At 63.2% G+C, this 13,497-nt stretch carries 12 protein-coding genes; 7 read left to right on the top strand and 5 right to left on the bottom strand.

Translation table 11 applies throughout. The annotated features are described in order from the left end of the window. The first annotated feature begins 2 nt into the window (after positions 1-2). From NXC14_RS29500 to NXC14_RS29480, 5 genes are read left to right on the top strand one after another with little or no spacing between them, the layout of a single operon-like run. On the top strand, positions 3-845 hold the full coding sequence (locus NXC14_RS29500) for a carbohydrate ABC transporter permease (RefSeq protein WP_085781561.1): 843 nt from the start codon (positions 3-5) through the stop codon (positions 843-845). Beyond that, positions 845-1,900 (top strand): ABC transporter ATP-binding protein, encoded by a 1,056-nt coding sequence (locus tag NXC14_RS29495; RefSeq protein ID WP_085781560.1) that lies wholly within the window; start codon positions 845-847, stop codon positions 1,898-1,900. The genes NXC14_RS29500 and NXC14_RS29495 overlap by 1 nt, the downstream gene beginning before the upstream one ends. Further along, entirely contained in the window at positions 1,900-2,670 is a 771-nt protein-coding gene (locus tag NXC14_RS29490; protein ID WP_085781559.1) for a glycerophosphodiester phosphodiesterase, read from the top strand. The genes NXC14_RS29495 and NXC14_RS29490 overlap by 1 nt, the downstream gene beginning before the upstream one ends. Continuing rightward, complete coding sequence (locus tag NXC14_RS29485) at positions 2,663-3,667, top strand: LacI family DNA-binding transcriptional regulator (protein WP_085781558.1); 1,005 nt, start codon at positions 2,663-2,665, stop codon at positions 3,665-3,667. Before NXC14_RS29490 ends, NXC14_RS29485 begins: the two co-directional genes overlap by 8 nt. After that, on the top strand, positions 3,667-4,488 hold the full coding sequence (locus NXC14_RS29480; RefSeq protein WP_085781557.1) for an inositol monophosphatase family protein: 822 nt from the start codon (positions 3,667-3,669) through the stop codon (positions 4,486-4,488). The genes NXC14_RS29485 and NXC14_RS29480 overlap by 1 nt, the downstream gene beginning before the upstream one ends. Here the strand turns inward: NXC14_RS29480 and NXC14_RS29475 are convergent. From NXC14_RS29475 to NXC14_RS29460, 4 genes are all read right to left on the bottom strand, one after another. Next, entirely contained in the window at positions 4,485-5,354 is an 870-nt protein-coding gene (locus NXC14_RS29475; RefSeq protein ID WP_085781556.1) for a glycerophosphodiester phosphodiesterase family protein, read from the bottom strand. The two genes, NXC14_RS29480 and NXC14_RS29475, sit on opposite strands and share 4 nt — an antisense overlap. 226 nt (positions 5,355-5,580) lie before the next feature. Further along, positions 5,581-6,978: an LLM class flavin-dependent oxidoreductase gene (locus NXC14_RS29470; protein ID WP_085781555.1), complete on the bottom strand. Its 1,398-nt coding sequence runs from the start codon at positions 6,976-6,978 to the stop codon at positions 5,581-5,583. Between the two features lie 18 nt (positions 6,979-6,996). After that, the gene (locus tag NXC14_RS29465; RefSeq protein WP_085781554.1) at positions 6,997-8,046 is read right to left on the bottom strand and encodes an ABC transporter permease; all 1,050 of its coding nucleotides are present in this window, start codon (positions 8,044-8,046) and stop codon (positions 6,997-6,999) included. Next, positions 8,043-9,527 carry a sugar ABC transporter ATP-binding protein gene (locus NXC14_RS29460; protein ID WP_085782047.1) on the bottom strand — a complete coding sequence of 495 codons (1,485 nt, stop codon included), beginning with the start codon at positions 9,525-9,527 and terminating at the stop codon, positions 8,043-8,045. Before NXC14_RS29460 ends, NXC14_RS29465 begins: the two co-directional genes overlap by 4 nt. Positions 9,528-9,759: 232 nt before the next feature. Between NXC14_RS29460 and NXC14_RS29455 the strand changes: the two genes are divergently transcribed. Next, on the top strand, positions 9,760-10,806 hold the full coding sequence (locus tag NXC14_RS29455; protein WP_085781553.1) for a substrate-binding domain-containing protein: 1,047 nt from the start codon (positions 9,760-9,762) through the stop codon (positions 10,804-10,806). Between the two features lie 78 nt (positions 10,807-10,884). Next, on the top strand, positions 10,885-12,093 hold the full coding sequence (locus NXC14_RS29450) for an acyl-CoA dehydrogenase family protein (protein ID WP_085781552.1): 1,209 nt from the start codon (positions 10,885-10,887) through the stop codon (positions 12,091-12,093). Between the two features lie 71 nt (positions 12,094-12,164). Here the strand turns inward: NXC14_RS29450 and NXC14_RS29445 are convergent, their stop codons facing one another. After that, complete coding sequence (locus NXC14_RS29445) at positions 12,165-13,382, bottom strand: SfnB family sulfur acquisition oxidoreductase (protein WP_085781551.1); 1,218 nt, start codon at positions 13,380-13,382, stop codon at positions 12,165-12,167. Positions 13,383-13,497: the final 115 nt, after the last annotated feature.

Genomic DNA, 13,497 nt, shown 5'->3' with positions numbered 1-13,497 from the left:
TCATGGCCGAACGATCCCAACCCTCGGCAAATTACAGCAGCTGGCCCGTCATGGCGGCGCTTACCATCGTCAGCCTGCCGCTGCTGTTGATGTATGTCTATCTCTTCCTCGACACCGTGACGATAAAGCAGCAGGACGCCTTGCTGCCGTCGGGCCTGACGCTCGATCACTGGCGTTTCCTGTGGCAGACGACGCCGGGCAAAGCCAACATCTGGCAGGTGACAGTGAATACGCTGCTCTTTGCAGCCAGCACCACCAGCGTCGTGCTCATCGTCTCGTCGATGGCCGGTTACGTGCTCTCGCGCCTGAACGTGCCGGCGCGTGGCTTCTTCCTTGCCGGCGTCATGGTGCTGCATGCCTTCCCGTCCGTGACGCTGATCATCGCCATCTTCATCGTGCTGCAGATGATAGGCCTCTATAACTCGCTGATCGGCGTCATCCTGGTGAAGGCGGCGATCGACCTGCCGCTCGGCATCTGGCTGATGAAAGGCTTCTACGACACCGTACCCTGGGAAATCGAAATGGCCGGCGTCGTCGACGGCGCATCGCGTTTCAGGGTTTGGCGCAGCCTGGTGCTGCCGCAGGTCAAGCCCGGCATCATGGCGCTGGGCCTGTTCTCCTTCCTGTCCGGCTGGGGCGAGTTCATCCTGCCGCAGGTGCTGGCGCCGGGCAACCAGGTGCAGGTGCTGTCGGTCTATCTCGCTGGCTTCCTTGCCGACGACAACAATTACGATTTCAACATGTTCAAGGCGGTCGGCCTCTTCTACCTCATTCCGGTGCTGATCGCTTATGCGCTCTTCAACAAATACCTCATGAACATCTACGGCGGCGGGAGCAAAGGCTGATGCGCATCCTCCTCGACAATTTCTCGAAGAGCTTCGGCTCCACCAAGGTCATCGAGAACATGCAGCTCGAGGTCGCCGGCGGCGAGATGCTGGCGCTGCTTGGCCCGTCCGGCTGCGGCAAGTCGACGACGCTTTTTGCAGTCTGCGGCATCCACCGGCCGACCGGCGGACGCATCCTTTTCGGCGATCGGGATGTCACGGACCTGCCGAGCCAAGCCCGCAATGTCGGTGTCGTCTTCCAGTCCTATGCGCTCTACCCGCATATGACGGTTGCCGAGAACATTGGATTTCCTCTGAAGGTCAAGGGCGCGCCTGCCGCCGAGATCCGCAAAGAGGTCGATCGTATCGCAGCCCTGGTTCACATCGGCAATCTGATGAGCCGCCGGCCGGCCGAGCTTTCCGGCGGCCAGCAGCAGCGTGTGGCGCTGGCCCGGGCACTGATCCGCAAGCCCGACGTGCTGCTGCTCGACGAACCCCTCGCCAACCTCGACGCCAAGCTGCGCCTTGAAATGCGCTCGGAGATCCGACGCCTGCAGCGCGAGACCGGCATCACCGCCATCCTCGTCACCCATGACCAGGTGGAGGCGATGAGCATGTGCGACCGTATCGCTATCATGAAGGAGGGCGAGATCGTCCAGATCGCCACGCCGGCCGAGATGTACAACGATCCGAGGACCGCCTTCGTCGCCGGCTTTCTCGGCAATCCGCCGATCACCTTCCTGCGCGGCGTCATGGAAAACGGCGCTTTCGCAATTCCGGAAAGTGAGATCCGGGTGTCGTTGCCCGACGCGATCGGCGCCGCCGAAGGCAGCAAGCTGATGCTTGGCGTCCGGCCGGAGCATTTTACGCCGGCCGGCGACATCACCGTGACCGGCAAGATCACCTTCGCCGAAACGCAAGGGCGAGAAAATCTTTACGACGTGCGTCTTGCCGGCGGTCCGCTGCTACGCTCGATCCAGCCGGCGCGCAACGATATTCACGTCGGCGACGATGTCGCCTGGGGGATCGACAGCCGCGGCGTGTTCGTCTTCGACGAGAACGGAACGAGGCTCTGATGACCCGCGATTTTTCGACCTTCTTCGAACGTTATGGCTGGCCGACGGCCAAGGGCCGGCTTCCCTTCTGCATCGGCCATCGCGGCGCCAGCGGCCATGAACGCGAAAACACTATCGCCGCGTTCCGCCGCGCAGCCGAACTCGGCGCCGAGATGTGGGAGCTCGACACGCAGCTGACCGGCGACGGCGTGGTGGTCGTCTCGCATGACGACCATCTGGACCGGGTCTACGGCATCGACCGGCGCATCTCGGAAATGACGGCAGCGGAGCTTGCCGACCTTGACGGCGTCGACGTGCCGAGCTTTTCGCAGGTCGCCGCTCTCGCTCGAGAGACGGGGACCGGCCTCTATGTCGAGCTCAAGGCGCCGGGGACCGGCATCCGATGCTGGCAGCACCTTGTCGAAATGAACCAGCGCTTTGCCTGCCTTGGCTCCTTCGATACCGCTCAGGTGCGCGAACTCAGGGACGCTGCCTGCGATTTTCCGCTCTCGGTGCTGATCCGCGTCGGCCACGATCCGCATGCTCTCGGTGATGAGGCCGGCGCAGATATCCTCCATCTCTGCTGGGAAAGGGCAGGGGAGCGTCCGCAGGATCTGGTGACCGAGTCGCTGCTGCATCGTGCCTTCGAGGTGGGCCGCGAGATCGTGCTCTGGCACGAAGAGCGGCGGACCATTCTCGATGACCTCATGAAACTCCCGGTTCTCGGCATCTGCACCGATCTGCCCGATCTGATGCGGCCGCCGACGACGAAGGAGAAAGCACTTGGCTGACAAGGACAAGGGACCGCGCAAGGTAACCTCCTTCGACGTGGCGCGGGTGGCCGGCGTCTCGCGCGCCGCCGTGTCGCGCGCCTTCACGCCGGATGCCAGCGTTTCGCCGAAAACGCGCGAGAAGGTCTATCAGGCCGCCAAGGAACTCGGCTATCGAGTGAATTATCTTGCCCGAAGCCTCACCAACAAGCGTTCCGATCTCGTCGGTCTCGTCGCCGCGGGTTTCGACAACCCGTTCCGCACGCTGCAGATCGAGCATCTGTCCCGGGCGCTGCTCGCCCGTAACTTCCGCCCGATCCTGCTGCCAACCTCACAGGAGGCGGATACTTCAACGGTCATTGGCCAGTTGCTGCATTACGCCGTGTCAGGCGTCATCGTCACGTCGGACGCACCGCCGACCGAAATCTGCGAACAATGCGCGGCCGAAGGCGTGCCGATCGTCCTGATCAACAAGGGCAACGACATTCCTTTTGTCGACCGCATCATCTCCGACGACAGCATGGCGGGTCATCTGGCGGCCAGCCATCTGATCGATAGCGGCGTGCGTAAGCCCGCCGTGATGGCCGCCCCGGCCAGATCCTATACGGCGCGACGTCGCAGCGAGGCCTTCGTCGCCCGTTGCAAGCAGCTTGGCGTTGAGGGGCAGTTCCTGCAGGTCAAAATCAACGACTATCGGAGCGGTTATGACGCGGCAACCGACCTGGCTGCATCCGGCATCGATGGGCTGTTCTGCGCCAATGACTACATGGCCTGCGGGGTGATCGACCGCGTCATGCAGGGCAGGAGCCGCGACGAGACGCCGCCGCTCCGCATTATCGGCCATGACGACATCCCCCAGGCCGCGTGGACCGCCTACGACCTGACGACCATCCGCCAGCCATGCGACATCCAGGCAGAACAAACCGTCGACCTGCTGATCAGCCGGATGGCCGAACCGGAGCTGACGGCGCGTGTCGAGTCCACGCCGGTGACATTGATAAGAAGAAGGACCGCCTGATGAATGCCGCATTCGACGCCGCTGCCATCCGTGCACGGGCTGAGGCAGCCATTGCTGTTGCGCTCGAGGTTGGACGGGAGACAGCCAGGTTCCGGCGCGAGTCGGATCCCGGCACTCTCGCCGTTCAAAGCAAGGGATTGCAGGACTTCGTCACCATCGCCGACGGGAGAGCGGAGCAGGCGATCCGCCAGGGGCTCATCTCGCGCTTCCCGGACGATACCTTCATGGGAGAAGAGAGCGGCGGGCAATCGGAAGGAGCCGGCACCTGGGTCGTCGATCCGATCGACGGCACGACCAACTATATCAGGGGGTTCCGTTATTGGGGCGTTTCGATCGCCTTTGTCGTCGGCGACAAGATCGAGATCGGCGTCGTTTACGACGCTGCTGAGGATAAAGTCTTTCACGCTGTTCGCGGCGGCGGAGCCTTCAAGGATGGGCTGCCGATCCATGCGGCGACGACTGCCGATCCCGCCAGTGCGCTCATTATTCTCGGGCATTCGCGCAAAACGAGCTTCGACGAGTATCTCGCGCTCTCCAGGCGACTTCATGAGCGCGGCATGGATTATCGGCGCATGGGCGCAGCCGCCATTGACCTGGTGCGCGTCGCCGAGGGCGCCGCTGACCTCTGTTACGAACGTCACCTCAATGCCTGGGATATGCTCGCCGGTGCGCTGATCGCCGAAGAGGCCGGCGCCACGGTTGTGATGCCGCCGGTCGGCCGTCTACTTGCCGATGGCGGCCCTGTCGTCGCCCATGCGCCGGGGCTCGCAGGTGAATTTGCCTTCATCCTTGAGAGCGCGGGACTGACGCTCGCCAGTTAGCCGGGGATGCGACGGCGCCATGCGCGTTCCGTCGCCGGCGCTTCGTCGGTGGTGATCTGGTCCGGCTTCAGGGCCATCAGCGCCGAAAAGTTCCGCCATTCCGCATCGCTGAATCCAGCCTCCGGATCCTTCAAGGTGAAGGTCCATGCATCGACGCGTTTGCCTTCGTCCCGGCAGAGTCCGATCAGGTCGAAGCCATCCTCGGCGGCATCAAGGATCAGCTGCCAGTGGAGATAGACGGTGTCAGGTTCGGTCGGACCGCGAAGGTCGGCGCGCAGTTCCATTTCGGCCGCCCTCCAGCCGCTGGCCTGACGGATATCGTGAAGTTTCTCGGTCGGATCGATGCCGCGCAGCAGATGTGGAAGCTTTTCCTTGACCGCCACAATGAGGTCGAGACTGCCACCGCTGACGATCACCGAGGCGGTGATGTCACGGAAATGCACCGCAAGATGCTCGATGCCGCGGGTGCCGACAGCTTCGTAATCGTCCTTCATGTCGAATTGCAGCAATGCGGCCGGATGCGTTGACTGCATCATGTCGGCAAGATCCTCGCTAAGGATCAGCGGCCGGGCGCCGTCCTTCATCCTGACATCGCGGAGGTCGGCAACGTTCTTGGCAGCGATTGGTCCGCGGCCCGTCGTTTCACCTTCGAGCTCCCTGTCGTGCAGCACGGCGAAGCCGCCGTCGGCACGCACGCGCAGATCGAGTTCCATCGAGGCGCCTGCCGCAAAACCTTCCGCCATCACTTCGGCGGAGAACAGGGGATCGGCAACGCGCTTGCGCAGCCGGTGCCATTTCAGACGGGTGTGATGCCCCTCATGCGAAATCTCCAGGCCCTGCGAATCCGCCAATGTCGTCATCTGCATCCAGTCTCCGCGATGCCACTCTCCTGCCTTGCGAGCACGCGATTATCAAGAGCCAAATATTCAGCGGCCGAATGCTGCCACATCGCCTCTGAAGCGGCGGCGGCACCCGCGGATGACCCGCTTACCTGAGCGCTGTGGGGGTCGGCGTCGCATGGCTCGGTGACGGCCTCAATAAAATTCGAATGATCGGGGTTCGCGAGACATTTTTTCAGCAGCTATTATTTGTTCAACCGTTGGCGGCCAGGCGCGCCGGTTCGCTAAGCAGATTGCGGTAGGCCGCCCCCGGATGCGGCGCGACAAGCCGTGGGCCTGCTCCTCCAAGCTTTTCCCGCAGCGTTCCTTTGGCATATTCGGTCTTGTAGACGCCGCGCTTCTGCAATTCCGGCACCAGCAGGTCGACGGCATCCTCGAAACTCTCGGGCGTCACGGCATAGGCGAGGTTGAATCCGTCGACATCGGTATCGTCGATCCATTCCTGCATCAGATCAGCGACTGTCTGCGGCGAGCCGACGAAAACTGGACCGAAGCCGCCGACGCCGACCCAATCGGCCATTTCGCGTACCGTCCATTCCTTTGTGGGATCAATCGTGGTGAAGGTCTCGACGGCCGATTGCACCGCATTGGTATGACGATGCCGCAGCACCTCATCGGGTGCGAACTGACCGAAATCGATGCCCGTCCAGCCGGAGATCAGCGTCAATGCGCCCTCGAAGGAGGCGTATTTGCGGTATTCGTTGAACTTGCGCTGCGCCTCGGCATCCGTCTCGCCGAGCACCACAGTCTGCAGGTTGAAGGCAAGGATTTCGCGTGGGTTGCGGCCGACGCGCTCGGCTGCCTTGCGGACATTGGCGACATAGCGTTTCAACACGGCCTTTGACGGCGAGGCGACGAAGATGCATTCGGCGTGGGCGCCGGCGAAATCCTTGCCGCGGCTGGAGGCGCCGGCCTGGTAGAGTACCGGCGTGCGCTGCGGCGAGGGTTCGCTCAAATGGATGCCGGGCACGTTGAAATGCTTGCCGGAATGGTTGATCGGATGGACCTTGTCCGGATGGGTGAAGATACCGCTTTCCCGGTCGCGAACGACGGCACCGTCCTCCCAGCTGCCCTCCCACAGCTTGTAGCAGACCTCGAGATATTCCTCGGCGAGATCGTAACGATCGTCATGCTTCGTCTGCGCGGGCTGGCCGATATTCAGCGCGCCGCTGTTGAGATAGGAGGTGACGATGTTCCAGCCGACACGCCCCTTCGTCAGGTGGTCAAGCGTCGAGATGCGCCGGGCGAAAGTGTAGGGATGCTCGAAGGAGAGTGAGGCGGTCAGGCCGAAGCCGAGATGCTCGGTCTCGTGAGACATCGTCGGGATGAGCTGCAGCGGATCGTTGACCGGCACCTGCGCGGAATGGCGCAGTGCCGCATCGACATTGCCGTTCAGCACATCGTAGACGCCGAGCACGTCGGCGATGAACAGCCCGTCGAACTTGCCCCGCTCTAGCGTCTTTGCCAGATGCACCCAATAGTCGAGATCCTTGTAGGTCCAGGACTTGTCGCGCGGATGGCGCCAGAGCCCCGGCGACTGATGTCCGACGCAATTCATATCGAAGGCGTTCAGCCTGATTTGGCGGGTCATGTCTTTTCTTCCTTGAAATTAAGGATTGCTACGGCCGAGGCCGTAGGTCAGGGCCAAGGCCCCGACGAGCACGGCGCCCTTGACGAAATCCTGGGTGTAGTAGGGGGCGTTCAGCATGGTGAGACCGTTCAAGAGCACGCCGACGAAGACGGCGCCGGCGATGGTGCCGAGCACGTTCGGACGCCTGAGATTGAGGACGGCGAAACCGATCAGTGCGGCAGCGACCGAATCCATCAGCAGCGAGCCGCCGGAAGAGACGTCCCCGCGCCCGACACGGGCGGCGATGACGATGCCGCCGAGCGATGCCAGCGTGCCCGACAGGACATAGGCAAGGGTCTTCAGCTTGACGGTCGAGGCTCCCGCAAGCCGGGTGGCGACCTCATTGCCGCCGGTCGCAAACAGCAGCCGGCCTATGCGGGTGCGCTCGGTGAGGATGAAAAGGAGAACAGCGACGGCGGCCATCAGCACCACGGAAACGGGCAGGGTGCCGAGGATGCTGTAGCGGCCGATCAGCAGGAAGGCCGGGTCGTAGGCCCCGGTTGCCTTCGAGCCGTCGGGCAAGGTGAGACCCGCAGAAATCGACCGGCCTGCCGTCGGGATCAGCTGCAGGCCGGAGAGCAGGAACATCATCGCCAGTGTCGCCAGCAGGTCCGGCACCTTCAGGCGGACGATGAGGAAGGCGTTGACGAGACCGACCAGGGCGCCGAAGGCGAGGACCAGCGGCACCGTCGCATAAGCGTCGAAGCCCCACACGATCATCGCGTAACTCGCCGCCATGACGCTCGATGCGGCGACTGCGCCGATCGACAGATCGAAGCCGCCGACGGCGAGCGTGACGGTGACGCCGGCGCCAAGAATGGCGACCACGGAAACCGCCTGCAGAATGCTCATCAGATTGGCGATATTGATGAAGGCGGGCTCGGCGATGGTGAAGCCGACGACGAGGAGCGCAAGCAGGATGAAGACCGCGCCCGCACGCAGAAACGCGCCGAGGGCGGCCAGTGGATTGCGGTCGGCCCGCGGCACGGCGCCTGCCTGCGGCACGGTTTCTTCGTCGATCGTCGTCATACGGATATTCCCTGGATTTCAGGATGAGGGGCGGCATCGTCGGCCGCAGGTCTCAACACGTGGCGGTCGATGACGAGAATGCGGTCGGCCACCTCATAGGCCTCCTCCGGATCGGAGGTCGCAATCAGCGTCGCCCGGTCGGTGCGGGCGCGGATGGCCCGGATAATGTCGCGGCGGGCGCCGACATCGACGCCCTGGAAGGGTTCGTCGAGCAGCAGCAGCCGGCTTGGCTCCGCCTCCCATCGGGCGATCACCGCCTTCTGCTGGTTGCCGCCGGAGAGCGACCAGATCGATGCGAGCGGCCCGGCGGCCTTGATGCCCAGACGGGTGATCGCCTGTTCGGCCTGGCGGCGTTCACGCCCGCCGACAAGGAAACCGCTGGGATACCATTTTCCAAGATGCGGCAGGCTGATCGTCGCCGATAGTGAATGGCCAGGCCACGCCGGGGGCATGAGCGAAGAGCGATGCCGGTCTTCGGCCGCCATGGCGACACCCGCCGCGATTGCTTCGGCCGCACTCTTCGGCCGGTACGGCCGGCCGTCGAGAAACATCGCGCCACGCTGAAGCGCCGTCACGCCGAAGATCGCCCGGAGCAACCTGCTCTTGCCGGCGCCGAGCACGCCGGTGACCGCCACCACCTCGCCCTCATGCAGCGACAGGTCGAAGGTCGCGCCTTCCGGCAGCAGGCTGATATCGCGCATTTCGAAAATCGCCGGGCCGATCGCGGGCCGCGCATCAGGCCGCGCCGCTTCCAGCTTGCGGCCGATCATTGTCTCGATGGCACTCGAAAAATCGATCGGCCGCGAGAAGGTTCCGACGACCCGGCCGCCGCGCATGACGAGCGCACGGTCGGCGATCGCTTCGAGATCGGCTGTACGATGCGAGATATAGAGGATCGCTAGGCCCCGCTTGCGCAGCCTCAGCAAAATATCGAACAGCCGTCGGCTTTCCTCGCCGGAAAGGCTTGCCGTCGGCTCGTCGAGAATGAGGAGATCGGCGCGATTGGCAAGTGCGCGGGCGATTGCCACGAGTTGCCGGTCAGCGCTGGTAAGTTCCCCAAAATCACGGTCGAGCGGCAGGCTGAAGCCGGCGGCATCGAGCATCGCCTGTGCGGCGCGGCGGATGCCGGCGCGTGACACGAAGAAGGGTGTGCTGCAATCGGCGAAACGATTAAGCAGCAGCGCATCGGCAACGGTCAGTCCCGCCGCGCCGACAATATCTGTCGATTGGTGCACGGTGACGACACCGGCTTTCGCCGCTTCGGCCGGGCTGCGCGGCGCGAAAGGGTGGCCCTCGAGATGGATCGTGCCGCCATCAGCCGCGAGCACCCCGGAAAGGATCTTTACCAGTGTCGATTTGCCGGCGCCGTTTGCACCCATCAGCGCCACGATCTCGCCGCGCTCTATAGAAAGATCCGCGCCAGCCAGCGCCCGCGTCGACCCGAAACTGCGGGTGATGTTTCCAATGTGAAGAAGCGGCATCGACAAGATCCGGAACTGCATTCGAAGCGGAATTGTGCCCCGTTCGTGGGAGCGAATTCCAGGCACGCATTTCCCTGGTGAACTATGCCCGGGAAACAAAGAATCTCCCGCAGCCGGCAAAATCGGATCATTTAATCTACTAAAAGTATAGATATTATATCTAATAAATCGACGCGTCGCGAGGGCTGGAACCTGTCAGACGACGCCTCCGATTGTTAGAAGGAACGCGACGATGAAATCCCTCGCACGGCTCGCACTCTCCGCCGCCGTCATTCCGTTTATTCTCATTCAAGGCGCACACGCCGACGGCCTGTCCGGTGCTCCGGCACCCTTCGACAAGGGCGGCGTCAAGGTGGCGCTGATCAGCTATATCTCGGCGGGCGATTTCTTCCAGGCATATCAGGCCGGTGCTGAGGCCCAGGCCAAGGCTCTGGATATCGACCTGCGCGTCTTCCCCGGCCGGCAGGATGCCGCCGAGCAGCGAGAACAGATCCTGCAGGCGATCAATCTCGGCGTCTCCGGCATTGTCATCGACCACGGCCTGCCGGAATCGCTCGGCGACGTGGTCCAGCAGGCGCTCGACAAGGGCATCAAGGTCGTGGCCTTCGACGTCAACCTCAACAACCCGAAGATTCCGCAGGTCGAGCAGAGCGACCATGAACTCGCATCCCTCGCTCTCGAGCAGGTGGTAAAGGACAACGGCAAGGAATTCAAAGCGGGCTATGTCTATGTCGCCGGCTTTGCGCCCCTCGACCGCCGCAATGAAGTTTGGGACAAATTCAAGTCGGAGAATAAGGGCGTCGTAGAAAAGGCCCGCTTCGGCAATGTCAGCGACACGACGGCGACCTCGACCGCCGACCAGGCCAAGGCCGCGCTGGCCGCCAATCCGGATATATCTGTCGTCTTCGCGCCCTATGACGAATTCGCCCGCGGCGTAAAACTTGCCGCAAACGACCTTGGCATCGCCAAGAAACTCAAGATCTATTCGGCCGACGTTTCCACAGCCGATATCCAGGAGATCACCGAGGAGGGCAGCCCCTGGGTCGCAACGGTGGCGACCAATCCTGCCGTCGTCGGCGCCGTCTCCATCCGCGCTGCGGCGCTGGAAATCGCCGGACAGACGGTTCCCCATCAGATTACCGTCAAGCCGACCCTTCTGACGCAGGAAAGCCTGCGCGCCGCTGGCGTCAAGACGATCGAGGACCTGGCGGCCAAGATCCCGGCCTTCAGCACGAGCGATGCGGCGACCGCGAGCTGGATCCCGGACAAGCTGTTCTAAGGCTTTTCAGCGCGATCCTTCCGGCGGGAGCACTCGGCTCCCGCCGGATCATCTTTTTGGAGAATTGGAGCCCCGTCCATGAGCCAGTCCAATGTCGTCTTCGCGGTGAGCCGCAACCCGACGCGAGAAGACCTCTTTGCCCGTGCCGAGGAGATTTCGGCCGACCTTTCCCGCCGCGCCGCAGACCTCGATCGCGACGGTCGTCCGCCGCTCGCCGAGATCGTCAAGCTGAAGAATGCCGGGCTGCTGAATGCGCTGCATCCTACCGAGATCGGTGGCGGCGGCCTCGACTGGGTCGACAGTCTGAAGCTGGTGCGCATCCTCGCCCGGGGCGAGAGCTCGATCGGCCAACTGCTCGGCTACCATTATGTCAACAGCCAGTACATTTACTGGGCGCTCGATCCGGCGCGTGCCCATGCACTCGGCAGCGAAACCGTCGCCAGGAACCTCTACTGGGGCGCCGCCGTCAACCCGCGCGATCCCGGTCTGGTGCTTACCCGCCGCGGCAACGGCTACGTGCTGAACGGACGCAAGTCCTTCTCCACGGCGGCGCGCGTCTCCGACTACATCAACGCCAATGCGGCGCTCGACGACAAGATCGCCGGCTTTGCCGTGCCGACCAATCGGCCGGGCTATGTCGCCAATGACGACTGGGACAATATCGGCCAGCGTCTCTCCGATAGCGGCAGCGTCGAATTCCGTGACTTCCCCGTCTACGAGGAGGATTTCGTTGGCGCCCCCGCCGCACCTGATGCAACCGCGCCGGTGCTTTCAACCTTCAACACGCCCTTCATCCAGCTGGTTTTCGTCAACTTCTATCTCGGCACCGCCGAAGGCGCGCTGCAGGCGGCGGTGGATTATGTGCGCACCACCACCCGGCCGTGGATCACCTCGGGCGTAGAGCGGGCGGCCGACGATCCCTATATCCTCGAACGTGTCGGCGAATTCACCGCGGCGCTCAAGGCCTCGGCAGCGCTTGCCGACAGCGCGGCCGCTGCGGTGCAGGCTGGCCTTGCCCGTGGCCTGAAGGTGACTGAACGCGAGCGCGGCGAAGCGGCGGCCGAAGCCTATGCCGCCAAGGTTCACGCCACCCATGTCTCGCTCGACATCACCTCGCGCGTCTTCGAGCTGACCGGTGCACGCTCGACGGCCGACAAATACCGCTTCGACCGATTCTGGCGGAATGTCCGCACCCATACGCTGCACGATCCCGTCTTCTACAAGGCCAAGGAAGTCGGCGAATTCGTGCTGAACGATAAGATACCGGAGGTCAGCCTCTACAGCTGAGGCGACCACGCCCGCCAGAAAGCAAGCCCACCGCCGACGCACCGGCGGCGGGTTTTTTTGGGGGCTCGAATTCAGAGAGCGCCGTTCTTTGGCGGCCTGACGCCGTTCAGGTGATAGTTGCCGACGACATGGTACTTCCACCGCACGGGATCGTGCAGCGTATGGGTGCGGGCATTGCGCCAATGACGGTCGAGATTGAGGCCGATCTGCACCGACGAGGTGCCGGCAAGTTCGAAGAGCGTGTTGGAAGCCTCGAGCGCCACCTCGGTCGTCAGCACCTTGGCGGCGGCAACGGCAAGTGTCGCCTCGACCACCTTTTCCTCCGTCGTCTCGACCTGCGCGGCGTCAACCTTGTGACCGGCACGTTCCACCAGTGCCGTCGCCGCCTCCAGCCGGATGGCAATCTGCCCCACCTTGGCGATCGTATGGGGATCGTCTGAGGCGCGATCGAGGCCGCTATCCATCCAGGGGCGCGATTTCGTCCTGACGAAATCCAGTGTTGCGGCGAAGGCTGCCCGCGCGATGCCGAGATCCACACCCGCGTGGATGATCTGCCCCACCGAGCCGATCGTCGTCGGCCGCTCGAAGCCCCTGTGATGGAAAACCACGGAATCGGCGTTGACATAGACATTGTCGAGGATCGTCGTGCCGCTGCCGGTGGTGCGCTGGCCGAAGCCGTCCCAGTCGTCGACGATTTCAACGCCTTCGGTGCCCTTCGGCACGAAAGCCATGGTCAGCCGGTCTTCCGGATCAAGCGCGAAGACGGTGATCCAGTCGGCGAAGAGGACACCGGTCGAATAGAATTTGCGGCCATTGATCCGGTAGCCGGGCCCGTCGCGGGTGATGCGCGTGTTGTAGTGGCCGACGGTCTTGGTGCCGCGCTCGGAAAGCGCATTGCCGAAGCGATCACCGGCCAGTACGCGGCCGAAGAAATAGCGCTGCTGCTCCTCGCTGCCATCGGTTCGCAGCGCCTCGAGAATATAGAAATGATTCTGCGGGATCTGGCCGATCGAACCGTCGGCCTCCGACAGGATCGCAGTGATCTCGGCAAGCACGGCGTTGGAAACGTCGAGCCCGCCGAATTGCGCGGGCACGGTGATCGCGAGGAGTCCGGACTGGGCGAGGAGATCAAGCTCGGCGAAAGGCAGGATCCGGTCGGCGTCACGTTCGGCGGCGCGCGCCGCAAATAGCGCAGCCAGCTTCCGCGCGGTGGCGATCGCCTCCTCGTCGCTGCCGATACGTGCGGCCACTGGCCGAATCTGGTCTGCTTGCCTCAGCACGCTGTTCATCGATGCCTCCAATTCTGACGATGCTATCGGTGAAAGAAATCGGGCGCCGAGATAAGAGTACAAATTCTATAGATGTGATCGAAAATAAAAAGTGTTTGCTTATCAGCCTCCCGCC

Source organism: Rhizobium sp. NXC14, from assembly GCF_002117485.1.
Lineage (GTDB): Bacteria > Pseudomonadota > Alphaproteobacteria > Rhizobiales > Rhizobiaceae > Rhizobium.
This window is presented reverse-complemented; position numbering and strand designations above follow the sequence as displayed.